Source organism: Bacillus sp. Xin1, assembly GCF_013314535.1.
Lineage (GTDB): Bacteria > Bacillota > Bacilli > Bacillales > Bacillaceae_G > Bacillus_A.
In genome coordinates this window covers 24,994-49,258 of record NZ_JABUAE010000011.1, presented here as the reverse complement: position 1 = coordinate 49,258, position 24,265 = coordinate 24,994, and the positions used below count along the sequence as shown (strand labels likewise).

Annotated in this window: 34 protein-coding genes and 1 pseudogene; 1 reads left to right on the top strand and 34 read right to left on the bottom strand. The window is 33.6% G+C overall.

What is annotated here, in order from left to right; all coding sequences use genetic code 11:
* Nucleotides 1-21 precede the first annotated feature (21 nt).
* From HRG09_RS12515 to pulA, 19 genes and pseudogenes are all read right to left on the bottom strand, one after another.
* Entirely contained in the window at nucleotides 22-369 is a 348-nt protein-coding gene (locus tag HRG09_RS12515) for an immunity protein Imm33 domain-containing protein (RefSeq protein WP_174101106.1), read from the bottom strand.
* Nucleotides 370-412: 43 nt separating this feature from the next.
* Nucleotides 413-757: a hypothetical protein gene (locus HRG09_RS12510; RefSeq protein ID WP_254610070.1), complete on the bottom strand. Its 345-nt coding sequence runs from the start codon at nucleotides 755-757 to the stop codon at nucleotides 413-415.
* A 216-nt stretch (nucleotides 758-973) separates the two neighbouring features.
* Nucleotides 974-3,367, bottom strand: coding sequence for a penicillin acylase family protein (locus HRG09_RS12505; protein ID WP_174101105.1), 2,394 nt, complete (start codon nucleotides 3,365-3,367; stop codon nucleotides 974-976).
* 181 nt (nucleotides 3,368-3,548) lie between these two features.
* A complete protein-coding gene (locus HRG09_RS12500; RefSeq protein ID WP_174101104.1) occupies nucleotides 3,549-3,929 on the bottom strand; it encodes a hypothetical protein in 381 nt (126 codons plus the stop codon).
* Between the two features lie 122 nt (nucleotides 3,930-4,051).
* Nucleotides 4,052-4,666: an immunity protein Imm33 domain-containing protein gene (locus HRG09_RS12495; RefSeq protein ID WP_174101103.1), complete on the bottom strand. Its 615-nt coding sequence runs from the start codon at nucleotides 4,664-4,666 to the stop codon at nucleotides 4,052-4,054.
* Nucleotides 4,667-4,700: 34 nt separating this feature from the next.
* Nucleotides 4,701-5,267, bottom strand: a complete 567-nt coding sequence (locus tag HRG09_RS12490; protein WP_174101102.1) for a DUF1444 domain-containing protein — start codon at nucleotides 5,265-5,267, stop codon at nucleotides 4,701-4,703.
* Nucleotides 5,268-5,342: 75 nt separating this feature from the next.
* A complete protein-coding gene (locus tag HRG09_RS12485; protein WP_174101101.1) occupies nucleotides 5,343-5,870 on the bottom strand; it encodes a SecY-interacting protein Syd in 528 nt (175 codons plus the stop codon).
* A 6-nt stretch (nucleotides 5,871-5,876) separates the two neighbouring features.
* Entirely contained in the window at nucleotides 5,877-6,413 is a 537-nt protein-coding gene (locus tag HRG09_RS12480) for a SecY-interacting protein Syd (protein WP_309232135.1), read from the bottom strand.
* Between the two features lie 100 nt (nucleotides 6,414-6,513).
* Nucleotides 6,514-6,756 carry a bacteriocin immunity protein gene (locus HRG09_RS12475; protein ID WP_241816647.1) on the bottom strand — a complete coding sequence of 81 codons (243 nt, stop codon included), beginning with the start codon at nucleotides 6,754-6,756 and terminating at the stop codon, nucleotides 6,514-6,516.
* Between the two features lie 223 nt (nucleotides 6,757-6,979).
* A complete protein-coding gene (locus HRG09_RS12470; RefSeq protein ID WP_174101100.1) occupies nucleotides 6,980-7,453 on the bottom strand; it encodes an SMI1/KNR4 family protein in 474 nt (157 codons plus the stop codon).
* Between the two features lie 48 nt (nucleotides 7,454-7,501).
* Complete coding sequence (locus tag HRG09_RS12465) at nucleotides 7,502-7,891, bottom strand: immunity 22 family protein (protein ID WP_174101099.1); 390 nt, start codon at nucleotides 7,889-7,891, stop codon at nucleotides 7,502-7,504.
* Between the two features lie 147 nt (nucleotides 7,892-8,038).
* Nucleotides 8,039-8,545: a hypothetical protein gene (locus HRG09_RS12460; RefSeq protein WP_174101184.1), complete on the bottom strand. Its 507-nt coding sequence runs from the start codon at nucleotides 8,543-8,545 to the stop codon at nucleotides 8,039-8,041.
* A 201-nt stretch (nucleotides 8,546-8,746) separates the two neighbouring features.
* Nucleotides 8,747-9,142, bottom strand: coding sequence for an immunity 22 family protein (locus HRG09_RS12455; protein ID WP_309232145.1), 396 nt, complete (start codon nucleotides 9,140-9,142; stop codon nucleotides 8,747-8,749).
* 74 nt (nucleotides 9,143-9,216) lie between these two features.
* On the bottom strand, nucleotides 9,217-9,564 hold the full coding sequence (locus tag HRG09_RS12450) for a hypothetical protein (RefSeq protein WP_254610068.1): 348 nt from the start codon (nucleotides 9,562-9,564) through the stop codon (nucleotides 9,217-9,219).
* A gap of 59 nt (nucleotides 9,565-9,623) precedes the next feature.
* Nucleotides 9,624-10,017: pseudogene (locus HRG09_RS12445) on the bottom strand (immunity 50 family protein).
* 145 nt (nucleotides 10,018-10,162) lie between these two features.
* Entirely contained in the window at nucleotides 10,163-10,714 is a 552-nt protein-coding gene (locus HRG09_RS12440) for an SUKH-4 family immunity protein (RefSeq protein ID WP_174101097.1), read from the bottom strand.
* 227 nt (nucleotides 10,715-10,941) lie between these two features.
* Nucleotides 10,942-11,298 (bottom strand): Imm3 family immunity protein, encoded by a 357-nt coding sequence (locus HRG09_RS12435; protein WP_174101096.1) that lies wholly within the window; start codon nucleotides 11,296-11,298, stop codon nucleotides 10,942-10,944.
* A 154-nt stretch (nucleotides 11,299-11,452) separates the two neighbouring features.
* Nucleotides 11,453-11,818, bottom strand: a complete 366-nt coding sequence (locus HRG09_RS12430) for a hypothetical protein (RefSeq protein WP_174101095.1) — start codon at nucleotides 11,816-11,818, stop codon at nucleotides 11,453-11,455.
* A 243-nt stretch (nucleotides 11,819-12,061) separates the two neighbouring features.
* Entirely contained in the window at nucleotides 12,062-14,632 is a 2,571-nt protein-coding gene (pulA, locus tag HRG09_RS12425; RefSeq protein WP_174101094.1) for a type I pullulanase, read from the bottom strand.
* Nucleotides 14,633-15,255: 623 nt separating this feature from the next.
* Between pulA and HRG09_RS12420 the strand changes: the two genes are divergently transcribed.
* A complete protein-coding gene (locus HRG09_RS12420) occupies nucleotides 15,256-16,077 on the top strand; it encodes an alpha/beta fold hydrolase (protein ID WP_174101093.1) in 822 nt (273 codons plus the stop codon).
* Nucleotides 16,078-16,197: 120 nt separating this feature from the next.
* On the opposite strand, the gene HRG09_RS12415 is transcribed toward HRG09_RS12420, so the two are convergent.
* The 15 genes from HRG09_RS12415 to HRG09_RS28895 form a co-directional block, all read right to left on the bottom strand.
* A complete protein-coding gene (locus HRG09_RS12415; RefSeq protein ID WP_174101092.1) occupies nucleotides 16,198-16,662 on the bottom strand; it encodes a GNAT family N-acetyltransferase in 465 nt (154 codons plus the stop codon).
* Nucleotides 16,663-16,678: 16 nt separating this feature from the next.
* Complete coding sequence (locus HRG09_RS12410; protein WP_174101091.1) at nucleotides 16,679-16,846, bottom strand: hypothetical protein; 168 nt, start codon at nucleotides 16,844-16,846, stop codon at nucleotides 16,679-16,681.
* A 201-nt stretch (nucleotides 16,847-17,047) separates the two neighbouring features.
* Entirely contained in the window at nucleotides 17,048-17,239 is a 192-nt protein-coding gene (locus HRG09_RS28905; RefSeq protein WP_254610067.1) for a hypothetical protein, read from the bottom strand.
* A 235-nt stretch (nucleotides 17,240-17,474) separates the two neighbouring features.
* On the bottom strand, nucleotides 17,475-17,702 hold the full coding sequence (locus tag HRG09_RS28900; protein WP_254610066.1) for an immunity 22 family protein: 228 nt from the start codon (nucleotides 17,700-17,702) through the stop codon (nucleotides 17,475-17,477).
* A gap of 116 nt (nucleotides 17,703-17,818) precedes the next feature.
* Nucleotides 17,819-18,388: a suppressor of fused domain protein gene (locus tag HRG09_RS12395; protein ID WP_174101090.1), complete on the bottom strand. Its 570-nt coding sequence runs from the start codon at nucleotides 18,386-18,388 to the stop codon at nucleotides 17,819-17,821.
* Nucleotides 18,389-18,503: 115 nt separating this feature from the next.
* Nucleotides 18,504-18,932, bottom strand: coding sequence for an SMI1/KNR4 family protein (locus HRG09_RS12390; protein WP_174101089.1), 429 nt, complete (start codon nucleotides 18,930-18,932; stop codon nucleotides 18,504-18,506).
* Nucleotides 18,933-19,082: 150 nt separating this feature from the next.
* Nucleotides 19,083-19,601, bottom strand: coding sequence for an SMI1/KNR4 family protein (locus tag HRG09_RS12385; RefSeq protein WP_174101088.1), 519 nt, complete (start codon nucleotides 19,599-19,601; stop codon nucleotides 19,083-19,085).
* 155 nt (nucleotides 19,602-19,756) lie between these two features.
* A complete protein-coding gene (locus HRG09_RS12380; protein ID WP_174101087.1) occupies nucleotides 19,757-20,227 on the bottom strand; it encodes an SMI1/KNR4 family protein in 471 nt (156 codons plus the stop codon).
* Nucleotides 20,228-20,254: 27 nt separating this feature from the next.
* The gene (locus HRG09_RS12375) at nucleotides 20,255-20,761 is read right to left on the bottom strand and encodes a hypothetical protein (RefSeq protein ID WP_309232131.1); all 507 of its coding nucleotides are present in this window, start codon (nucleotides 20,759-20,761) and stop codon (nucleotides 20,255-20,257) included.
* 131 nt (nucleotides 20,762-20,892) lie between these two features.
* Nucleotides 20,893-21,360 carry a DUF6985 domain-containing protein gene (locus HRG09_RS12370; RefSeq protein ID WP_174101085.1) on the bottom strand — a complete coding sequence of 156 codons (468 nt, stop codon included), beginning with the start codon at nucleotides 21,358-21,360 and terminating at the stop codon, nucleotides 20,893-20,895.
* 231 nt (nucleotides 21,361-21,591) lie between these two features.
* The gene (locus HRG09_RS12365; RefSeq protein ID WP_174101084.1) at nucleotides 21,592-22,482 is read right to left on the bottom strand and encodes a DnaD domain-containing protein; all 891 of its coding nucleotides are present in this window, start codon (nucleotides 22,480-22,482) and stop codon (nucleotides 21,592-21,594) included.
* A 315-nt stretch (nucleotides 22,483-22,797) separates the two neighbouring features.
* Nucleotides 22,798-23,142: a DUF2185 domain-containing protein gene (locus HRG09_RS12360; RefSeq protein WP_174101083.1), complete on the bottom strand. Its 345-nt coding sequence runs from the start codon at nucleotides 23,140-23,142 to the stop codon at nucleotides 22,798-22,800.
* A 206-nt stretch (nucleotides 23,143-23,348) separates the two neighbouring features.
* Nucleotides 23,349-23,639, bottom strand: a complete 291-nt coding sequence (locus HRG09_RS12355; protein WP_483862112.1) for a toxin-antitoxin system YwqK family antitoxin — start codon at nucleotides 23,637-23,639, stop codon at nucleotides 23,349-23,351.
* Nucleotides 23,636-23,782 (bottom strand): hypothetical protein, encoded by a 147-nt coding sequence (locus tag HRG09_RS29815; RefSeq protein WP_483862111.1) that lies wholly within the window; start codon nucleotides 23,780-23,782, stop codon nucleotides 23,636-23,638. Before HRG09_RS29815 ends, HRG09_RS12355 begins: the two co-directional genes overlap by 4 nt.
* Before the next feature lie 271 nt (nucleotides 23,783-24,053).
* Nucleotides 24,054-24,257 carry a hypothetical protein gene (locus tag HRG09_RS28895; protein WP_254610064.1) on the bottom strand — a complete coding sequence of 68 codons (204 nt, stop codon included), beginning with the start codon at nucleotides 24,255-24,257 and terminating at the stop codon, nucleotides 24,054-24,056.
* Between the last annotated feature and the right edge of the window lie 8 nt (nucleotides 24,258-24,265).

The window sequence follows — 24,265 nt, the reverse complement described above, 5'->3', positions numbered from 1 at the left end:
AATCCATACTGCTATGTTATTTTAATGGTACAACAACTCGATAACTTCTTCTGTTATATTATCAATGAAATAACACCTTCCCTTCTCTACCACTAGTTGTAGGTCACTGCCAACTGGAAAGGAATACACCACTAGAATAGCAGGTTCAATTTGGGCTACTGTATTAAAATCACATACAACCAAGTTATCTGGATCATTTACGTAATCATCATCATCAATATCCGAAAAAAATCTCCAGCCATTATCAACACTCGTTATAGATTCATCTCTAACCAACCATTTTAACCTTCCATTCTCCTCCAAAATGTTTTTTGATACGATACAGCCGCCTGCATTTTTAATAAACTCTGACTTTATGTAAATGGACATATTCTCTCACCCTTTCCATTATTTCTTTTTATGATTGTATATCTTATACACTCTCACCAATAATTTTGAACCCACTATACGCAATTAAAGCTCTAAACACATCGCTCCCTCCGCATGGCCAAGCATAAGGATAAAATTCAATTCTTCCAATATTGTTTGTTGCCTTTTCACAAGAGACTAGTTCATATTCCCCAGAGGCAAACGTATCAATCATAGATTCAAAATCCCATGGAGTTCTTAGTTTAGGGTCTGTTAAACGTTTTTCTACAGGAGTTTGTTCCCATAAAACCTGGTAATTTTGTAACTCTTCTTCCGTCGGCCACCAAAACTGTTTTAACACCTCTTCCTCAAAATACGCTAACCACATAGAATCATTACAATCTATCATCTCTTTTTCTTTCTCTTCCTTAAGCTTATAAAAAAATTCTCTTAGTCTACGAAAACGAGCCTCTTTATGTATTACAAACTAAAAATAACAATTCGTCATGTATTCACCCCCTATATGTGTAAAATTATGAAATTCTACTTCTCTAAATTATAGCATTCTCTAATTTGCTTATGGTATAGTTATAAGACTCTTACATGTGTAAGAGTCTTATAGCTTCTATTTTGGTTTTAAGGTTAATGTTTTACCATCTATGCGATCTGTACGAAGTGTAGTCACATGATAGTTTCCATTTACCCAATCTTCTATTTGATCATGATACCAGTCACTTTTAAAATGTCCTGATTGTCCTGAACCTACAATATGATACCCATTAGACATATCCTTTGTATCTATTACAAATCGCCAAGATGCTCCATGATTTACAATACCATCATCTCCATAACTTGCTGCTTGAACTGTAATATTACTTCCTCCAATTGGTACAGGTTTTTCACGATTGAAAAAGAACGCGAGTACATCAGATGATTTTGAAACAGGGTGTATAAACGAAAGTTGATGATATGCTCCCCACTTCCATTTCGTTACGTCTCGTCCATATTGTTTTTCAAGCTTTTTCATTACCTTTGCATACGACGTATGTAAAACTTCTGCGAAGCCTCCATGTTTAGAAAACCATACGCTATTTTTTCCATTCATTTGTTTCCGTATCAATTCATCAATCACTTGTTGCTTGCCTTCAAACAATTCCATTACATCCTTCGGTATTTCTTTTGAAAATAGAGTATTAGATATTTCCTTCATCCATAAATGAAAAATTAACGGGGCCGCTTGATCTTTACTATCGTAAAAATCCCAATTTGTTAACTCTTTTATCCCCTGTTTCTCCACGTCTGATACGTTTACTTTATCCAATTCTTTTAAAAACACGGGAACCAACTCTCTTGCGTGAAGGTTCTTTTGATCCATTTGCAATGTTTGTAAATCCGCTACAGTCAATTTATCCTTTTCCTGTAAAAACTCTTGAATACGCATTTGACGATACGGCTGCGCCCAAATATGACTAATATGATATGGATAATCATCATTTATAATTTTATTATTGGCTGTCGAAATAAATTCCTGCTTTGGATTTATCACCTTTGGAAGTTTATCAAATGGAATGTAGCCTTCCCATTCATATTCATATTCATCTGTCCACCCAGGAACGGGTAAAATCCCATCTCCCTTTTTACGTATCGGTATGTTTCCATTGGCTTTATAAGCAATCGTGCCATCTGTGGATGCAAATAAAAAGTTTTGAGTAGGAGTATGAAAATCTTCCAGCGCTGATTCGAATTCAGTCCAATTTGTTGCTTTGTTCATATTGAGTACGGCCTTTAATTCCGCTGAAGGTTCGAGTGCCGTCCATTTAAGAGCAAAAACAGCCTCATCTTTATTTTTATAAGCAAATTCCGAAATAACAGGACCGTGTCTCGTAACCGTTACTTCGTGTGGAATTGTTTTTCCACCTTTCACCTTTATCGGTTCCTTCACAATCGTAGCTTTTTCCCATTTTTCGTTATACAAAAATTCATTTGGATTGTCAGGGTTTCTTTTTTCAATATATAAATCTTGTACATCCGGACCTGTATTCGTAACACCCCAAGCAATTTTTTCATTGTGCCCTAACATAATACCGGGAACACCCGTAAAAATAACGCCGCTCACATTTATGTCTTTCATCTCTAAATGCATTTGATACCATATGGATGGCGTCGCCAAAGAAAGATGAGGATCATCCGCAAGTATAGGCATTCCAGATGCGCTTTTTTCTCCACTTACAACCCAATTATTGCTCCCATTAGATTCTGGCGGAATAATCGCTTTCGCAAAGCTGCTGGCCACATTCACATTCAGATCTTGTAACTGCGCTAATAGTCTAGGCGTATCCTTTGGATAATTTGGAAACAGCTCATATGCCTGCTCTTTTGAAAGATGTTGAAGTGCCCAAAACCGAAATGCTTGTCCATGCCAATGACCACCTAAATCAAAAGCCATATACTTGCCAATCGTTAAAGAATCAACCGGAGTCCATTCAGCAGGTTCATATCCGAGTAAATGAAACTCTACTGGCAATCTCCCTTCTTTTTTTGCTTCCTTTATAAATGCATTTACTCCATCGGCAAAAAACTGCAACACCTCTTTTGCTTCGCCAGTATATTCACTCACAGATGCTTCCGCTGCTCGTCTAAGCCCAAGAGTTCGAAACAATTTATCTTTGTCTAACGCTGCCTCTTCAACTACTTCGCTTAATGTGCCAGATGCCTGTCTTCTACTTAAATCCATTTGAAGCAACCGATCTTGCGCCTGAACATACCCTTGTGAAAAATATAAATCATGCGCATTTTCAGCTTTAATATGAGGTACCCCTTTGTCATCTCGTGTTACTTGAACCGATTTTTGCAATCCACTGACATGAACCACCCCTTCAACCTTTGGCATTGACTTCATCACAAATGCATTTGCAAAAACTGCCGCGGCAACAAGTAAAAAAAGAATGATACTACCAGACCAAATGACAATTCTTTTTCCCTTACCTCTTTTCTTCCGCTGCTTCACAACCACTTCCATACAAGCTTCCCTCCTTTTTCAATGTATTCGCTCATATTAGGAGAGAACCCTTTCAGATTGTAGAGAACCTCTCATCTTTCATATGTAGCGCATTTTTTACTTTTTCACATCCTTATCTTGAGCTGTCATACACAAAAAAGCCCCAGTAACGTTCGATTTACTGAGACTCTTTTTTATATTTTTATCTTAAAAGCATGTCCAACAAAGGAATTTTAAACGCACATAAAAATGTCGGAATGACAAATGCGATAATAAGAAAAAGCACTTCTACAGCTATCTTTTTCCATTTAGAATTCGGTACGTACTTCTGATAGAAATAACAGCCGAGAAAAGCCAGAAATATGAATCCCACCCCGATGAGAACTGGATATAAATACGGCATAACTAGTGGAGCATATTCCGTACTCATATCAGCATTCGGATCGTCCAAAAACAAAGCTACCGTAACGACAAAAAAGAAGAAAAATGCGAAATTTAACATATGGAAAGCGGAAATTAAAATAAGTATTATTAATATAACTTTATCCTTAACCACATGAAATAAACTATCTGTATAAGCCAAGAATGTTCCTCCCTGAGTAATTGCTTCATTATGCAATTCGGCTTATCCTACCTCAATTCGATTCTACAATATTACTGTGGTACTGACATCAACAAATGACAAGCTCTTCTTTCTATACTAGATTATCTATCGTTGACCCTATCCAAAATGTTCACATTATTTTCATCTACCACTGCTTGCACTACATCTTTTTCAAAGATTACAAGATATCCAGAAGGCAATGTTAACACTTGAAGAAGAGAAGGTCTTAATTTTAGGAATTCATATGCATAAAACGCTTCATACTCTTCTGTGTCATGCTCATCATGAACAGGGCCTATATACCAACCAGAGTCACCATCTTCACAATCCTTTTTTCTTTCTAAGTAAATATGATCTAACTCTAATACATTTTTAGCAACGACAATTTTATCACAAAAGCGCAGCAACTCTCCTTTAATTGTTAATGCCTTTACAAAACTCACTTGATTTAATAATATCCATAAAGAAATCGTCAAATCATCTGTCATATCTTGAAATGGATTCTTCGTATAGTCATGTACGATAATATGATAGCCCTCTTCCTTTTCATCAAGAAAGTAGATCGACCACCCTACTTGTATAGAAAAACCATCTATTAATCGATCATTTTCTACTTCAGTTAAAAAATGAAATAACCCTTCTACCTGCATCGCAAAGATTTTTTCTGCCTGAGCAATGAAAGTCTTATCCCCTATCTTCTTCATAAACTTTTCCACTAATTTCCCTCCACTTTTCCTAAGTGCTTCATTTTCACCCTAAATAACTCCATTTCCCCTCACTTCTCACCAAAATTTTATCAATAAGCAAATGATCTCCATCTTCCCAAACTTTTTCTATTATACCTTTCATTTTTTCAATTCCGTTACTAGCATTACAATCACAAAAAACAAGAATATCTCTCGCTGGTACCGCAACCGCATATCCATTTGATACGAATTTTTTTAGTGAGTAATCCCATAAATCATCTAAAACAATTAAGCTAGCTTCAAAACTTCCGTCAAGAATTAAAGCAAAACACCCTTCCGATAGTGTGTGAACCCGAAGTTCTTTTTCATCTGCTAATTTATAAAGATTATCTATCCCAATCTCTAATAACTGCTCCTCATCCAATCCTTCTTCTGATATATGCCTATTTTGAACATATTGAAAATAATCATTTTGATCATCCTCAACTAAAAAGGTAATTATTAAATCTTTATTAAAAAATGTATGGACAAAACTATTTTCTTCGGATAGGGTAAAACACTCCTCATCAAGATCCTCTTTTACTACTGGTTTTAAGTATGCAACTGCTTCCTTACAAAACCGGATTGTCATATAAATACGCCCCTTTACTTGCTATAACAATACACACCAATTAACAGGTATAAAGCCAGCAAAGCACTACCAAATTCACCGGAAACTTAATCGAGAAATGAGTTCCTTTAAACTTACACTCAGATGCCGATACTCTTCCGTTTCAAAATCTTCTATAACAATTTCTCCAGTACGATTGTTCATAAGAATTAACATCCCTCTACTTTCAAATCCTATAGGAATATATATTTCATCTCCCTGTCTAAGGAATAAATAATCTTGAACACGCTCTATAAATAAAAATGGTTCAACACCTGGTGTTGCAGGGGATAAACTAATATTGTAATTATCAATCCAACCAATCATCTCGAGAAACCAATAGGAATTATAATATTCTTTTATATCAGAATGAAGAGTAGCATTTAGTTCTTTTTCAAATTCTTGAAAATCATCATATTCATCCTTCTCCCTTGGCTTCCAAAATATATAGCCATCCTCATCCTTTTCACCAATATATAGGCGCTGATCAATCTCTGCATCAAATGGAATCTGCGGGTGTGTTCCGTTCCAATCACTCCATTTCAATAAGAAACTTTCAAAATAACGCTGCATGCTCGCTTTCAACGCTGATCACCTCTTCAAACGTAAATTAGAAATCAACTCTTGTATATTTTCTGAAATCGTTTCAAATGAACCTCTCTCAAAATCTTCTAATTTAACTTTCCCATTTTCATTATCAATCACAACTAACATTCCGTTACCTTCAATACCTATTGGGATATGATTTAATCTATCCTGATGGTTAGCCTTATAGCCCTTTAGCCGTTCTGTGAATGAATTCAATTCAATATTCGGCAATACCACTTCTAATTCAATATAATAATTTCTATAAAAACCATTTAATTCAGCAAACCAATAGGAATTAATATACATAATAACTGTTTGATGAAACTGGACATCCATTTCTTGTTCTAAATGAATAAAGTCGTGTACGATATTTTTTTCTACTGGTTTCCATAGAATATAACCTTCCTCATCTGTTTCCCCATCATAAAGAATAGGATTCACTTCTTCAAGAACTGGTGTTTTTAATAGAAAATCTAAACCTTCGTGCGCTAATTTTATTCTTAACTTAAAGTATTGTTGCATTGCATTCTTAATAGACACGCACATTCCCCTTTACTTCACTTAATAGTTTCACTACAACATTTCTCTTTGTAAATACAAATTCAATCTCCTTCTAAACTCTCTCTTCTACTTATTTAAGTTATTCCTTCTCTTTCGTATAGCTTAATGCAATCTCAACTACTTCCTCGGGTGTTAATTCTACATCATTCCAAAATATTAAATCACTAGGTGCCGGATGTGGAATACCACTATTATTAAATTGATTCACATATTCGCTATGCTCTGCTTCTGGTAAATCCAGATTATAGATCTTTTTTACAAGTTCAATAAGTTCCTCTCTGCTCATTTGGATTTTCACATCATTCAACCTTTCAAATTGCATAAATCGCTCCACTGCTCTTTCTATTTCGGTTAAACTTTACATTTATTGTACTATATTTCCATTTTATATTTTTACGCTTAATAGTTATATTCTTATTAAAAAATACGAAATCCCTAAGTACATTTCGTTCACTAGGGATTTCAATTCATCATATAATTTTATCAAGAAAGTATATATACGAGCCTCTTATCTAAAATACGTTTTATCTTGTAGCTTTTTTGACTTATTTTGATAACATTTCAAAAAATTCATTCATATTATTCGCTATTTTTTCAGTAGCTGGTTCAAATTCATCTGAATCCTCATGATACCAAATGCAAATTTCTGGACTCATTTGATTTTCTCGATAATCTATACAAACAAAATCTCCCGCATATAGAGCCGCAAAAGGAACTATCTCCACACAAGTTAAGTCTTCATCCGAAATAATTCGTTCATCCAATTGACTAAACACTACTTTCATGTCATACATACCCTTTGGATTTTTACTTGGATTATTCAATAAACATAGAAAACGTTCTACTACATACCGATTGTTTTTATGTGTAAAATACTTTGTGATTGGAATAGCCCCACTATTCTTCTTAATAAACATACAAAATTCTGAGGGGAATTTGACCTCCAGATTCCCCTCTACCCTTTCTAACAACGTATCATCTGGGAGAGGATAAATGATACTTTCCGTTTGTATTTCCATCTTTTTCTCCTTAATTTTTTGATATATCATTAAACATCTAAAAAACTATTAATGATAAGATACAGCACCAACAAATATAAATTCTAACCCCTCATATGTATCTTTCGCTTTTTCTGCATCGTATTGAAAATCATAAAGTACGATAACAGAATTTATATTGTCCTCTACATCTACTCTTTTCATTAAATCTTTAAATCTCGGAATGATAATCTCACTATAAGAGAAATCCTGCAAAACCTCTTCTATATGTATTTTAGCTTCCTCATAAAACATAATTTCGATTTGATCTTCATCATAATAACCAAAACCGAAATTCATTCCAAATTTTGAATCTATACTATCTCCATCTTCTGTATATTCCATATCCACATATTTTTGAAGCTGATTAAGTGATTGACTCGTTCCAAGCCACAACGAAGCCATTCCTTTATATTCCATATTGTCTCTCCTTATTTACTCTCCATCGTATAGAAACCTATTTTCTCGCAGTGAATACCCTTTTTCTTGCAAAACTTTATTCATATTTAGGTTCGCTCATGCTGCATTTTAAATGACAATATCTTGATAACCAGCTTCAACAATTCTTTAAAAACTACACCAAAAGACACGATCTACTGTTTGTTGGAAAACAGATGCTTTCATAAAGTTTAATTGTATATCTTTCTCATTTCTCCCAACATATCCATCGTTATCCACATTGTAAAATTGAAGAACTTCCACTTTATATAATCCATTTTCAATGTCAATTTTATACTTGGAGCAATTTTTATCAGGTACTTTCTCATCTTCAAATTGTGCGGCCATTGTAAGGCAGTCATAATCAATTAGATATAATTGGTTCTCAGTTACTCTTATATAACCCTCTGCTTTTCTAAAGCATTCTTGCTTTAATGATTCTTCTCCAACTTTCACTTCTACACTCCACGAATGCTCAATACCTTCTTCAGTCATCTGGAATACTAAAACATTACCGTTTTTCATTTCATCAGCAAAATGCTGTAGCAACATTTCTAATTCCCAATCCTCATCTACAAATGACTTGTATTGCTCCGCATTTACAACCCCAATAAAATTCGTATCGCCAAATTCCATACAAAACTTCATCTTTGATCTCCTGGATATAAATAACCCTTATTTTTAATATCCGCATTACTTAATCTTGTATAACAAGCATTAAATGATCATTTCCCCTTCCGGGTGCTCACCTTTCAGTCACCTCTTGTAACTTATCATTCAACTTTTCATCACATTACAAGCGCAGTATACTTTGATCATAAAATACATTCACCAATATTATTCTTCCCACTCTTCATAAACAACTGCACCAGCAAAAACAACATTTCTATTTTCAACAGCATTTGCTTCGCTATATTCAACATCATACACTCTAATCACTGCATTATAACGCTCCAACATATGTTCACCATAATAATCTGTGAATTGAGATATAATCTTTTCATAATAAGAAGCTCCATCCAATAACAACTGTATAGAGGTAGTTGAAATATCAATAAATGTGATTTCCAATAGGTCTTCATTATAATCGACAAAATCAATATGAAAATCTCTCATAAATTGTGATGGAATTCTATCTTCCTTTTCATCAAACTTTATTTCCACATACTTTTGCAACATTTCTTTACTCTTTAAATTTCCTAGCCATAGAGACATGACACCTATATTTTCGATATTAGGCCCCCCTTTATTCATTTTTGGTGAAGATTTTATTTTAAATTCCCTTCTCCCGATGCTAGATAACTCATCTATTCGTCATCGTCCTCTTCTATTAATAATGCATCCAAACGTTCCCTTTGATTTGCAATCTCCTTTGAAAATTCCATACTATTTGTGAACATTGTAACTGTTAACTCTCTAATCCCCTGATTCGTTTGTTTAAAAATCCTAAATAACAACTCATTTAAAGACAATTCTTTAATTAAACCCTTCATTTTTTCCATTTCTTCTGAATTCCCACGATTTACAGCCATTATCGGACACTTATTTTTTATGTTGGATTGAATTTCAGATAAAGAGCACTTTGTATAGTTTTTTATTTTCATTAATAAACTACCTTTAACACTAGATTCAAGAATGACAGAATATATAGCCAAATAATAGTCCTCCTTAAATGTTACATTTTATAAAAAGTAGGTGTTATACCATAACAAGGTCAGTGTGTTCCTATTAAGCCAGGGATTATTTTTTCTATTTTTGCCCAACTAAATAAACATTCAATTTGCATTTGATTACTACACTTAATTTTTAGAAGCCCTTCTTCTTCAATAACCTCTATTTCAAATTGCTCGATTATATTGTCTGTTCCCATATCCTTGATTTTTAAATTTTGAATACAAAAGAAAGAAATTTCTATATAAATTACATCCCATTTATTCCATCGCTTCGGTTTATTTTCAACATTTTCCTTTGTCATGAGTCCGGATAGCTAAGGTCGGACCATCTCTTCTAAGATGAACATCTAATAACTCTGATTGTTTAAACTCTGGTATCATTCCAAAAATACTTATAAGAGCTTGAGGATTTAAGATTTTAAGTTGATTAATCATTTTTATATGCCTTACTTTCTTTGATTTTCTTTTCAAAATAACGGGGATTCATCTCAAAATCCAGAGAAAAACATGTAGAGAATCATCATTTATGAAAGCCTATTAGGTTCCATAAAAAGTACATCATCTATAAAACTCTACTCTGTTATTCAGTAAGATTTTCAAGTTCCTCAGACCAAAATGTATTCTTTTCCACAGCCTTTGAATCGATACGCCTTAATTCATTTTTAAACCAGATACGCACTGATTCAGGAATTTCATTATCTAAAAATGCAAATTCACCATTTACATGAATCGCTTCATCAATTAACGCAGAAAACAATAGAAGGCTTTCTGCAAATTGATGAATGGAGGAATTAATAAGGATTTCTTCATAATTGTTGTCGTGGTGTAGATAGACTACCTTATTTGTTCTTTCATCAATACAAAGAGGATCTCCAGAACCAGTCGTTCCTATCAACCAATAAAACTCAAAATCTTTTGGCATGCCAAATTTTCGACTTACATTCTGCATTAGTTCGGTTACATAATCAAACTCTATAAACGGAGCAGCCGATGCCGGAAGACCCGCTTCGCTTAAAAAGCTTCTCGTATCATTAGATAAATTTGTATGCTGCATCATACCTCCATCCAATTTGTTTAATGGCCCGTCTCTTTTTTCATTCCATCTATCACAAAATTCTTTAGGTGAAATCATTTCATTACCTCTTTCCTTTTTTATCCCCATAATTCTCCTGCATTTTCCAGTTCTTCTTTATAAGTTCTAATCTTTATGAAAAAGATTTATTTCTTCATTCCAAAAGGTATTATGATTCAGACAATCTTCATCGATTTCAATGAACTTTTCTATCATAACTTCTAAATTTTCTACTACTCATTTACCTTCAAATACTTCCTCTTCAGCATAAAAGAAAATACATCGCATTATTCTGCTGAAGGATTATAATCAATCTCTACTTTTTCAAGACCTTCCAATACTTTATGTATTCTATTCGTTAAATCTCTTATTTCTTCTTGTGCTAATTCTCCCACTGCGTCTAGTGGATGAAACTTGCTTAATCTCTTTGTTATACCTTCAATGTATCCAATAAAAACTTTGTTATGAGTTAACACTATTTCACCTATAGCCACATCTGCAATAACGTCTTCTATTTCTCCAAGATTTATATATTCATCAGCAGCCCTCGCTATTGCATATCTATATCCTCTATTTAAAGCTAAAAAATCATTATAGGCTTCATTAATAGCTTCAAACAATTCATTGTATTCCCAGTTTTCCACTTTAGATTCCCTCCATATATATGTTAATTATCGTGATAGATTTGAAATAATAGTTTAGACATGGATACTCACTTATTACTAGAATTCAAAATACTATTTAAACAATTATGATGTAAAAAAACAGCAGAGTTTTTAAAATCTCTGCTGTTTCCTATTATTTAATTTCTAACGTGAACCAATTATTGATTGAATAAACAAGCGTTACTAAACAGCCGATTACACCAAACAAAATAACATTAGGACCAATCATGGAACCAAATAACACCTCTATTAACGATACCATAAACAATAGCATCGCTAGACCATTAATCTTAATTTCGACTATATCGCCACTTTTCACTTGCTTTTCTTTACTTCCGAAAAACAATTGATTTGCTTTTATCTTTGCTTCTTTTACATCAGAAGGAAGCGTGTATTCTTCATTATTTTCTAATTTCATTACCACTTCATTATCCACTTTTAAAGCTACTCTTGTAGCTCCGCCCATCATTCCTGTTGCCCTTATTACTTTTATACTCATTTTAAGCTCCCCTTAAACTTTTGTTCGTCTAATAAAAAGATTCCCACTTTTTCGTTTAGTATATTTTCTACAATTTTTCATCTTTTTTCCACAATATACATATTATCATATTTGAGATTCATTTATTAATAGGAAGATGAGTATTTTTACCTTTTACTTTATAGTCTATAACAAAGAACCTTTTGCAATCCCGATGTAGGTACTGTTTATTTCAAACAAAATTTTCTTTTACATCCTCTATGCTTATTTAATTGGTTTTTCTGTTTTCAAAACAAATGAACTTAATGCAGGAACCTTCATCTTATTATCATGAACAACATACAGCGCTTTACTTCCTGCACGTTCACCATCTACTAACACTTTCCAAGGACCTTTTGATGGAAGTGTTATTTCTACAGCTTCTCTATTCGCATTATGAGCTACAACAAAATATTCGTTTTTATTTCCATTTGCTTTTTCATCTATTGTATAAGCTACAACATTTTTTGGCGCATCCATGAACGTTACATGTTTTTTTATTTGTTCAGCAGTTGTCATGCGAAAAGCTGAATACTCGTTACGCAGCTCTATTAAGCCTTTCATATACTCTACTTCTTTATCAAATGCCACGCGGCGCACCCAATCCATCTGGTTAATCGAATCAGGAGATTTGTAGCTATTATGGTCACCATATTTTGTACGCATGAACTCTTGTCCTGCATGCAAGAATGAAACCCCTTGCGATGTCAATATGATAGAAGAAGACAACTTGTGCATTTGTTTACGTACTTCTTCACTGTCGCCAGGATTCGTCAACTCAAGCTTATCCCATAACGTATGGTTATCATGTGCTTCAACATACGTTAGAACTTGCTCAGGATCCTGATAAGTAGACACTTTTTTATCATAATCAATACCAGCCGTAATTCCTTTTTTCATGCGCTCTTCCATGTTTTGCATTCCGTTCACAAAACCATTATCCCTATCCCCAAATACGCTTCCTTTCATTCCATCACGTATATCGTCATTAAAATGAGCGATTCCGTTCATTTTCTCCGCATTTTTTTGATTTGCTTTTAAATCAGATGCTAGAGGAGTATTTAAATCCCATCCTTCTCCATGAAGAATAATAGAAGGATCAATTTGATGAACCGCTTTACGGATCGCATTCATTGTTTCGACATCATGAATGCCCATCAAATCAAAACGGAATCCATCTAAATTATACTCTTTCGTCCAATACACGACGGAATCTATCATAAATTTCCTCATCATCTTTCGTTCAGAGGCCGTATCATTCCCTACACCTGTTCCATTTGCGAGTGAGCCATCCTCATTGTAACGATAATAATACCCTGGAACTAACTTGTGAAAATTAGATTCAGCCGCATTATACATATGATTATATACAACGTCCATTACAACGCGAAGTTTATTATCATGTAGTGTTTGAATCATCTGCTTTAATTCAGTAATTCGAACAGTCGGCTCATAAGGATTCGTAGCATATGAGCCCTCTGGTACATTGTAATTTTTCGGATCATATCCCCAGTTATATTGTGGTTCATTTAATTTTTCTTCATTTACTGAAGCATAATCAAATATCGGTAAAAACTGGACATGAGTAACACCGAGATCTTTAATATGATCAAGACCTGTTTTTACGCCACCTGGTCCTCTCGTTCCTTTTTCCGTAACACCAAGATATTTTCCTTTTTGTTTAATACCACTTTCAGGTTGAATGGAAAGATCACGGACTTGCAACTCATAAATAATAGCATCTTCCGGATTTTTAAATTTCGGCTTTTTGTTCCCCTTCCAATTTTTTGGATTTGTTTCTTTTAAATCAACGACTGCACCTTTATCACCATTAACAGAAGCAGCACGCACATAGGGATCAACAGCCTCAGTCCATTTGTCCCCAATCTTCACCTTATATGTATAAAAAAGGCCTTTTTGATTACCTGTAAGTTTTGCAGTCCAAGTTCCTTTTTCAGCTTGATCCATGTTGATTTCAGTACCTTTTTCATCATTCCATTTTTTATAAGTAACCAACTTTGCCTCACTTGCAGTTGGAGCCCACAAACGGAACTTTGTTTCCCGTGGTGTATATATATTACCTAAATCATTACCATCATAATAAAATAAATGATCAAATTCCTCGCTACGAATCACTTTACCAATTTCAGTATGAGCTTCAATGGCATTTCCTATTTTGATTTTGTACGTTTGTTTTACATCAAGATTCTTTTCTGTAATGACTTTGACCTTATTGGTAATATCTCCACCATTTGTATCATAAGGACTAACTTTCTCAATGTTAACGCCCTCAATTTCAATTTTTTGCTCCTTAATATTGAACGGAGCATTGGTAGTTACAGTAATCTCATTGAAGCTATCAATAGTGGCCTTCTGAATAGAAAGTTCAGAAGAAGGCTTTGAATCGTATACTTTATCATCGCCAGAAAGAACCCATACTTCAGCACGGCCATCCTTAATATTTTCAATCCAACGATCCCCACCGTCTTTTTCCCAGTCATTCGTACGAACGATAAATCCGACGCGATTATAATCACCATCTATTTTCACCTTAGCATACTTACCAAACTCATCTTCTCCAGTAAATTCATAGGACCTACCACTCGCATTTTCAGTCCACATCCAAAGATTCCAGTCTTTTGTATTTCCAGCCTTCTCCTTGTAATGAACGATAATTTCAGTTGTTTTCGTATTTGATTCTGCTTGTGTACTCTGAAAAGAAAAACCAGATAATAGCAAAGCAATTACAGTAAGTAATAAAAACGTCTTATTTATTATTTTTTTTGTAATATGCATCCAATACACCCCTTCTTAAAACATTACTAAGTATAACTGCTTAAATGAGTCTAGAAATCTCTTTTATAATCCCCCCTTATTGAACGTTTTTATTTCAATGATCTTCTAATAGAAAAATCCAAGGTAAAAAGGAATAAAAACCAACGAAAACGTTTGCATTAAATGTTAAAAAAAGAGTTACTTATACCTCTTTATACCTCTAAATATCAAAAGATTCTAGAAATCCTTCAAAAGAAAACGCTTGTTATTGCTTTCAATTTTATAGTACGAAGTATAAAAAGGTCAATATATTATTAATTTTCTGTTTTTATACTGTACACATATTTCAAGAAACAAATCTATTGTACTAAATATCCCTATAAATATACCTATAAGTGCTACAGCATTTTCACCTGTCCGTCCCAATATAAATCCCTATACTATATATCATTCCGAAATTATAATAAATCCTACATATTTCAAAGCAACAATTTGATCAGACGTTGAGATATGGTGACTTTGTTTCTTAGTTAATTTCTGCATTTAATATCATTCACCAATCATATAAAGTAAAGAGGATTACCGATGAAAATGGAATCTCTTATTCATTTTTTGATAGATAAGAGAAAGGAGAGAGTTTACAAATGACTATAGTGAAGAATGGAACATTGCAAGTGCCTGGAGCAAATCTTTACTATGAAATTAGAGGAAAAGGACCTGTACTTCTAATGATCCATGGCGGTGGTGGTGACGCTGATAAATTTCTTAAGATCGCTGACCATCTTGCTGATTGGTATACAGTTGTTACCTACGACCGCCGGGGTCATTCCCGCAGTCATCTTACCGATCAATCTGAGGATTACCGCGTAGAAACACACAGTGACGACGCACACCGCCTGCTAGCTAAACTGACGGATGAACCGGCATACGTATTTGGAAGCAGCTCCGGTGCTGTTATTGGACTTGATCTGTTCGTACGCTACCCGGAGCAAGTAAAGCTACTAATCCCTCACGAACCTGTCTTATTGCAACTTTTATTCGGTGATGAGCAGATGAAGGCTAGAAAATTCATGGAAGACCTGAAGAAAAATCATCAAAGTGAAGTCATAAAATTATTATCAAATGTAGGAGCGGACACTAACAATCCAAAACAACCGAAAGATGGGCAAATAGAGCGGATGCTTAGTAATTCAACGTATTTCGTTCAGTATGAAATCCCAGGAATTCTTGACTATTCACTAGATATCGATGCTTTGAAAACCACATTAAAATCTTCATCAATGCAGGTGCTTCCAGCCGGAGGAATTGATTCACGGGATTTTTTCGCTTACCGCTGCGCAGTCGCATTATCCGAACAACTAGGAACAGAAATCGTGGAGTTTCCAGGGCATCATGGAGGCTATAACACAAGTCATCATAAAGAGTTTGCTGAGAAGTTACAAGAGATTTGTTGTTCACATTCATAAAGACAAATAAAAACTAGCAAAATGAAATTTGCTAGTTTTTATTTGTTTTGGGACTACTATTCATCGGCCAATCTACAGGTAACTTTTGTATTAATTCAGCATACTTACACAGTCTCTTTTTTAAATGGCCTTCACCATATTTATATTTGTAATTTCATAACCCAACTTTTCATATAACCTACGTGCAACTTTATTATGCCCAAAAACATGAAGACCAATTTTATTCATTCCTAATTCTTTAGCAATAATTTCAATTTCTTTCATTGCTTGCTTACCATACCCTTGTCCTTGGTGTGGCTCATAGATTATAAAATCAAAAATATAGCCTTGATCTGGATTTGTAGTTGATGTTTTTGCAATCCAAATCATTCCGATCATTTGTTGGTCTTGAAAAATAGAGTATAGGTAATTCAGCTCAGATTTCTCATCTTTAGGTAACAATCTAGAAAATTCTTTTTTAGATAGATTCATTGCTTCATCTTCACTCCAGTTTCCTGAAGCAACTTTGTTTTTTGCATAGTTCTCAATTGCACTAGAAATGTATAGTTGAAATTCTTCTTTATTCATCGGTCTTAATGTAATCACTTAATCCCCTCCTACTTTAACGTGAATGAGCTGGTTTATATAAATAACAAGTTCCAATGTTCGCTACTCCTAGCAGTTGAAATAAGCTTAACGATCTAAATTCATCGTTATTATATGACAATTCAGGAAAATCATCAAATGAGTGAAGCGTTGTATCTTTTTTTGCAAGCATCGTGACTTTCATTCAAATCAACACATAAACTTCCATTCACTCAAAAATAAATAGGATCTAAAATACGAGATCCTCTTCAATTCCCTGTATAATATTCCAATCCACACCGTCTTCTAACTCATTTTCAAGTTCTTCTAATAACCGAATCCCATCTTGTTCAATACCCGCTTCATATCCATGAACCTCAAAATATCTTTTTTTATATTTTGTATATCAATAATATGTACTATACATGATCGAATGTTTCTCTTCTTTTCCGATTAAATTCATTGCGGTTTTGCTTAAAAAATCATAATAACTCCAAAACTCTTTTAATCTCTCATCACTACATATCTTACTAGTAACCTTTTCTACTTTGTCTCGTTGCATTAATTTTGTTAATTCCAACTCTTTTATTATTTCCACTAAGTTATCCCTTTCCGTCCGTGTTCGTGTTTATTATATTCCGATGCTTCCATTGAACCCGATGTCTTTACCACCTATCATTAGCAATTACAGTATATTGAGCAACGCCAATACATTTCAGTTCGTTATTTTTATATGTAATCTTTGTTTTTCTAGCGTTATATTCAAAATTATAAACTAGAATTGCTGTATTACATTCTTTATTAAAATTAATGTTATCAAATTGTTCAGTAAATTACTCATAATATGAAAAGCCCTTCAATAAATCTTGGATGTTATTTACCGGTGATTGACCAAACCATTTCGTTTCAACTAAATCACGATCGTAATAACCTAAGTTAAAATGTCGTTCGAATATAGAGGGTATACTATCTTCATCTTCCGTATATTTAATATTCGTATAGTTTTCAAGCTCATCATTACTCTCAAAATTCCCAATCCATATTGTTACTTTTTCATTCATCTTATTCCCCCTTTAATTCTTTTAACGAGCCAATTTTTTAGTTTTTTCAATTTATCTTTTCTATGCTGATTATTTCGCCTGAACCATTATAAAGTTATATCGAAACTAGCTAGCTCTCAATTAATAGATTCCCTGCTAACATGAAAAGGATCCACATGATTCTCTTCTAATACTTCCTCAAATTTCTCTGTTCCGTATTTAAGAAAATATTCATATTCCGACTCCGAAATAAAAAATGCCAGCAAAACTTTACCATCTTTTTCTGTATCTCCAGTAGGTACATAGCCGTACTCTTCTGGGAAAGCAAATAGTTCAGTAAAGTAAACTGCACCTTTATTGTATTTTTGAACAAATGACATATCAATACTTTCAATGCCACTAATTGCTGTTCCTCGACCTATTTCAATTCCATTAGCTATACAATAAAATATAGCATTTGCCAAAATATAGCCTACACTACGAAATGCCCCATCAACTACCATGGAAACTTCAACATTATCTCCTACTATTTTTTTATATTTACTCACTCCAAGTGTATTAAAAACAAGACATTCTTCAAATACATTTTCATATTTCAAAACTTGTATACTCGGCATATTCTCACTATTTTTAAATACTTCTCGGTCCATTGGTTCACCTAAGTATTTACTATAATGGTCATAATACAGCTCTCCATAATGAATCATTCTTTGAATTCCCCTTTATACGTTCCTGTTACATCTTTACACACACGAATTTGTGTTAGTTTATTTAATAGCTGAATTGATAATCCTTTTAACAAACTTAGAAGACTGTTTAACTTTACTCCTCATATAAATGATCAAGAAATTCATTTATATTATTAGCTAAAAAATACATGTTTTTCATGCCATCGTGCTCTTCATCATGAGCCCAATGAAAAATTTTTTCACAGTATTCCTCATTGATCCCCAAACATATCTGATTACCACCAGGATCATCTGCAATTGGTATAAATCCCATATCTAAAAGATCATCAAAAAAATCTATTATTTTCTCCAAATTATCATACATACTCCCAATTCCATAGAAAATATTTAATACACTTTCTCCTCCATCATCAGAGATTTTATACATACTTGCCTTTGGATAGCCTCCATTATATTTTAATAAAAACTCTCTATAATACTTCGGGAATTGCAACTGATGTTTTTCCTCAAAAGCTTCTAATTCTTCTAATGATAATTTTTCATGAATCATTTCAATCTCCAACGTATTCCCACTCCTTGGCAAATTTTTTCCACCATCTCTTTTTGATTGTGTATCATTGGCATAAGTTGGTTAGACATATCCTCTTTCAATAAAAATCATTTCTCTCTATTCTGTGATACTCTAAATCTGTTAATGAAACTTTATTATCTGCTACTCTCTTAAAACAAATACTTCTTCCCGATTATAATCAATCAGCGTTAAAAAGTACTCTTCGAAATTTTCAAATCGATCTATTTCCTCTCCAGCAAACCAAATGACCGCTCCAGGTATGGAGGAGTTCGGCAAACATAATGCAAATAAATCTCTATCAAATTCAGCGACTGCGATTGGCAATAATTGATGCCGTAAAAAGCCACTTTCTCTTAAGACGTCGTCCTCTATTGCTTGGAATAATGCTCCTGCATAATTCATCATATGAGTTTCTTTCAATTGTTCTGTCCCAAATAAATCAGCTGTTTGATACAACCCTTTCCAACCATTCGCATATCTCAGGAAATCTCTATACTTTTGATCAAGTTTGCAACCTATTTTTTTCTCAACAAGGCAAATCTCTGCCTCATTTGCTCCAACCTCTGGAAAGTGATGCGGCCATATTTGCTCCACATCCTGTTTCATCAATTTCTGTTTCACCGCTACCATTGTCGATATATGCCCCTTCCAGTTTGTCATCGTTTAAATCCCCTTTTATAACCAAAAATATTGTATAGCATTACGAATATCAATTGTAAAATCCGTATTCAAGATAGACTCTATATGTATACTACTTATCATTCACTAGACAACTTTGCCGATTATTGTTTTGGTGAATAGCAACCTAAGATTTATTAATGAAGCATGTCCAGAAACTGTTGAAAAGTATTTGTAACATGATAAACTACTGGCTCAAGCTCAGCAGAATTTTCATGATCCCACACACAAACTGTAGGACTATTTCTTGATTCGCGAAAATCTAAACATAAAACATCACCAGCAAACAAAACAGCGATCGGTAATAAAGCCACTCCTAGTAAATCTCCATCATCTGTAAGCCTCTCATCAAGTCGAGACCATGTTACATCAATATCAAACATGCCACTTTCAATATGTTCTGGAGCTTCAAGGATACATAAGAACCGAATAACTGCGTAACTATGATTATTACAAATAAAATAGTTCTCTTCTGGAAGTCCACCATTATGCAGTTTTATAAAATTCTTATAATCTAGCGGTAATTCAACTCTCCAAGCCTTTTCTTTCTTAAATATTAAGTCTTCAGAAGGTAACGGAAAAATCACTGAATCTTTTTTTATTCTCATTAAAAATACTCCTTTATCTTCTGAGTTTTAATCCCGCCACTTTTCCTCATCAGAAACCCATATATTTTTCTGTAAGTCAAATGATTGATTAGCATCATGAAAACCACAATAGGCGGGTAATTTTATACTTCCTCCATTTGCTTTATTCCAGCAATCAACAAACCATTCCACGATGATTTTTTCCTCATCTTCCGATATGATCTCATCGTTTTCTTCATAAAACTCCCAGAACTCGTCTGATTGATCATCAGAAAGCTTATAGTATGATATACGTTCGAGTAATTCATGACTTCCTGCAAAAACACTACTATCATTTCCTTTGTAAAAAACTTCACTTGCTTCTCTATTCATAGAAAACATCATGATAGAAAGGTCAAACGATCCGATAAAAATAAGAAAATCTACTAACTCTATTTTACTATAATAATTAAATTTAAGAATTTCTCTTATATTATGAATCAACCTTTCTGAATTTGTTTCAAGATTTTCTTTTACCGAGCTAATGTATGTATCTTTTGTAAACAATTTATTCACCTCATGCTTCATTTAAATTTCAATATAAATTAAAACTCTTTACATATAATATAATTGGGCATCTTCTTTTCTTCATCCATTTCATATTTTAAAAGAAAACTCTAAGCTATCTTTATATTACTCCACCCTATTCAAATCGCAACATCCTGATAACCTACTTCGGTTACCTTTTCATTTATAAGAAGAAGACCTAAACCATTTTCCATATCCCATGTACAGTCGAAGGTGAGTCCGATTCCTCGACCTTCAAAAATACCCGCATACGGAACAACAATTCCAACTAAACTTATCATTTCTAGTATTCCATCAGTTGTTTCAACTAATGGATAATGTTCGTTAAACTCAATATCATAGCCGAGTTCATGCCTTTTTTGTTTGTAATACTCTAAAATCGGTTGCAAAAGGCTTTGTTGCACTTGCTCCCAGTTTTGTATCAATGAAGTATATGATTCATATTGTTCTTTATCAAATTCACCCTCCCCTTCACCATCTACTATTAACGCTATCTTAGCTTCTTTTCCACAAAACGCTATAGTATCGTACCTTACCCATCCGTAATTATATTCAAGTTCACCAAAAACGGCATCGTTTATTATCATTTTAAGATCTCCTTTTTCTAATTCTTCAAACTCCATCCAAAACTAGCATGCAAGTTAATCTACTTAAACAAAATTATCTTGTCTAACTGCAGCCCGTCTTCCTTTATTTTTCGTATCAAATTGAATATAGTTTGATACACAGTCGTAGAAAAATGTAGCTTGGTCAAACAAGGTTCATCATAAAAAACAAAGACTCTAATACTATTTGCTTTGCCTCAATATGTTAAACTCTCACGGCTTCCATCCTTTTTCCTGCAAAAACTTCTGCAATTCTTCCTCAGACGGTACATTCTTCTCCCACTCTTCACATTCCTTCAAAAACTTCTCCGTTTCATACATACCAGACGGCTCCTTCTTTCGAAACCGCACTGCCGCTTCCTCTACTTCACTGAGCTTCGTATATCCTTTCCCATGCCAATCTCGTAAAATCCCCTTCACATAAGCAAGCATCCGCTTATTATTTTCATACGCAATTTGGAGTGCTCTTAATACAAGCTCTTCTGATAATTTTCCCATCCATTCACTTAATGTTTCCACTGCATAAGATGACAAACTACCGAAGTTTTGTTCATAAAATGTGAACACACTGCTACCTTGATTCACTTCTTCTACTTCTATTTCTATTTCTATTTCTTCCTCTACTACCTCATTCACTTCATTATCTTGAATCATTTCTTGCAGCATCATATCAGATTCTTCAAGCGGCATTCCGAAATGCTCTAGTAATAGCGGAATATTCAACTCTTCCTCAAAGCATCTTTGAAGAAACATATGTACAAACTCTTTATTTTTCACAGTCTTCAACTCACGTAACACACACTTTTCTATGTTCGTATTCGTAACAGGGTTATAGCGTAACCAATTGAGAATATATAATTCCTTCGTTTTCGCGTCATATAATATCTTTCCATATGCAACAAACCGCTGCAACAACTTCTCAACCGTTTCACGATTATATCCCGTTTCCATCTCTACCAAACGTAGTGGCAATGGGTAAATTCCGCATTGTCTCGTCTTCGAACATGTCAGCAAATACATATAAAAGTAGCGCTCCTCTGGCGTTAAATCAAGCACAAACTCATCTTGCCAAAAATTCACCTGTACACTCCGGTATACTCCCATACTTCTTCCTCCCGCCCTTTAAGTGATAAATATAGAAATGGGTCATTCCTTACTATATATAGGTTTACAAGAAGAAATTTGGCGAATTTATTTTATATTTTTTTACTAGTACTAGCGTGTTACTTTTTTATTTTCTTGTAGTTGTTTTTATAATTTTTTTGAAATTCTTTTTGTTCTTGTAGTTGTTTTTCTTTTGTTTATTTAATTGATTTATTACTTGATATGTGTTTATAAGGGGAGTGGAAGGGGCTTATAAGGGGCTTCTGTTACTTGCCATCTGCTGAAGAACTTATAAAATAGTACTACATATTAAAATTAATTTTGTTTTATAACTTCATCAATTGTCACTTTTTTATCGGCGACTAAATCATAAAATCCAATATGAACTCCTTCTTCATATAACCAGCATAGATCCGTTCCATAAGGCGCTTCAAAAATCTCAAACATTAGAGGAGCAATTTTAAAAATAGATTCCGCGTTTAAGATGATAAAACTTTCCGCACGATTCACATATTCATCGGTATCATCTATAGAATACAAATTCCATCCATTTAATTGCGGGATAGAACTTTCTTCTCTAAATGAATATCTAACTGGTTTTCCAGCCAGAATATTTTTTGAAACGACAAAACCACCATACTCACTATTAATTATTTTCATTTTCAAACTCCTTAATATTGTAATTAACAGCATGTTTTAATAGAATTTCATAAACTAGTTTCATCTTATCAGTAGGCAATTTATTGTTTGTTAATGCAAAAATAAAGCACATTATGTTTATCTCATGCCACAATATCAAATCCTTCTGAGCGTAATTGTTTTTCACTTCTTTTTATTATTTACAACCGCTAAACTCAATACATTCTTTATTGATTGTCACATTTAGAAATAGATTCGATCAACTGTAAATCTATGTCTGTAGGAGAAATCTTTTTCTTGATAATCCCACCTTCTTCATCCCATTCTACATAATGAAGAGCTATACCAAATTTATATTCTCCTTCAAACTTCAATGCTCCACTTTCGTACCAGACTCTTTCAATGCCATTGCATTGTCCGAAAATGAAATTTTTCACTGATTTTAAATTTCCATTTTTGTAAAACTCTATTAACTCGCTCTCTATAAAACCTTTTACATAATTTGTGTAATACATCAAATTATGTAAAAGGTTTCCCCATTCTCATCTTCCAGATTATCTAAAACTTCATCACTGTAAGATGCAAACCATAAATTTTCATCAAAGTCAGTCCCATGTTCTATAACATATTTTTTATTTAATATATCAACTTGATTTTTCAATCTTTTTCACCCCTGAACTACATTCAAATCTATCAGTAAAAAGATGACACTATGGACAGGTTGGCATCATCATAGTAGCTATTTTTAATTGTTACTATCAGTTGCTTTTATAGTTAATCTATCCCCACCACGATTAGCTGAAGGTTCAAATCATAGAAATGGACAAGCAGCTCCAGATAAACCTGCTTTAATTAGAAAATCATTGGTTCCTTGAGATAAAGATTATGAGTTTCTTTTTATTGCATCATGGTTAACTAGACCTACCGTTATCCTAATTATTCCGTCTTCTAAATACAAAGAATGATTGATAATTTTCGATAGCTGAAATAAGAGAACCTGTTCCTTCTTCTGCATAATGAATGAAGTCCAAACATTTTTCACTCCAACCACCGATTAAATTTGTTTTCTCTCCTACGAATTGTTGATTACCGTAACTATTTAAATTGAAAGAGTGAACCCAAACATCAGGATTCATTTCACGAC

Coding starts and splice junctions, on each gene's coding strand:
- HRG09_RS12515 (WP_174101106.1), bottom strand. CDS start 369: ATGTCCATTTACATAAAGTCAGAGTTTATTAAAAATGCAGGCGGCTGT.
- HRG09_RS12510 (WP_254610070.1), bottom strand. CDS start 757: ATGATAGATTGTAATGATTCTATGTGGTTAGCGTATTTTGAGGAAGAG.
- HRG09_RS12505 (WP_174101105.1), bottom strand. CDS start 3,367: ATGGAAGTGGTTGTGAAGCAGCGGAAGAAAAGAGGTAAGGGAAAAAGA.
- HRG09_RS12490 (WP_174101102.1), bottom strand. CDS start 5,267: ATGACAATCCGGTTTTGTAAGGAAGCAGTTGCATACTTAAAACCAGTA.
- HRG09_RS12475 (WP_241816647.1), bottom strand. CDS start 6,756: ATGCAATTTGAAAGGTTGAATGATGTGAAAATCCAAATGAGCAGAGAG.
- HRG09_RS12470 (WP_174101100.1), bottom strand. CDS start 7,453: ATGGAAATACAAACGGAAAGTATCATTTATCCTCTCCCAGATGATACG.
- HRG09_RS12465 (WP_174101099.1), bottom strand. CDS start 7,891: ATGGAATATAAAGGAATGGCTTCGTTGTGGCTTGGAACGAGTCAATCA.
- HRG09_RS12460 (WP_174101184.1), bottom strand. CDS start 8,545: ATGGAATTTGGCGATACGAATTTTATTGGGGTTGTAAATGCGGAGCAA.
- HRG09_RS12440 (WP_174101097.1), bottom strand. CDS start 10,714: ATGATTTCACCTAAAGAATTTTGTGATAGATGGAATGAAAAAAGAGAC.
- HRG09_RS12430 (WP_174101095.1), bottom strand. CDS start 11,818: ATGAGTATAAAAGTAATAAGGGCAACAGGAATGATGGGCGGAGCTACA.
- pulA (WP_174101094.1), bottom strand. CDS start 14,632: ATGCATATTACAAAAAAAATAATAAATAAGACGTTTTTATTACTTACT.
- HRG09_RS12420 (WP_174101093.1), top strand. CDS start 15,256: ATGACTATAGTGAAGAATGGAACATTGCAAGTGCCTGGAGCAAATCTT.
- HRG09_RS12410 (WP_174101091.1), bottom strand. CDS start 16,846: ATGAAAGTCACGATGCTTGCAAAAAAAGATACAACGCTTCACTCATTT.
- HRG09_RS28900 (WP_254610066.1), bottom strand. CDS start 17,702: ATGAATGAAAAAGTAACAATATGGATTGGGAATTTTGAGAGTAATGAT.
- HRG09_RS12395 (WP_174101090.1), bottom strand. CDS start 18,388: ATGATTCATTATGGAGAGCTGTATTATGACCATTATAGTAAATACTTA.
- HRG09_RS12385 (WP_174101088.1), bottom strand. CDS start 19,601: ATGACAAACTGGAAGGGGCATATATCGACAATGGTAGCGGTGAAACAG.
- HRG09_RS12380 (WP_174101087.1), bottom strand. CDS start 20,227: ATGAGAATAAAAAAAGATTCAGTGATTTTTCCGTTACCTTCTGAAGAC.
- HRG09_RS12370 (WP_174101085.1), bottom strand. CDS start 21,360: ATGATAATAAACGATGCCGTTTTTGGTGAACTTGAATATAATTACGGA.
- HRG09_RS12365 (WP_174101084.1), bottom strand. CDS start 22,482: ATGGGAGTATACCGGAGTGTACAGGTGAATTTTTGGCAAGATGAGTTT.
- HRG09_RS12360 (WP_174101083.1), bottom strand. CDS start 23,142: ATGAAAATAATTAATAGTGAGTATGGTGGTTTTGTCGTTTCAAAAAAT.
- HRG09_RS28895 (WP_254610064.1), bottom strand. CDS start 24,257: ATGAATCCTGATGTTTGGGTTCACTCTTTCAATTTAAATAGTTACGGT.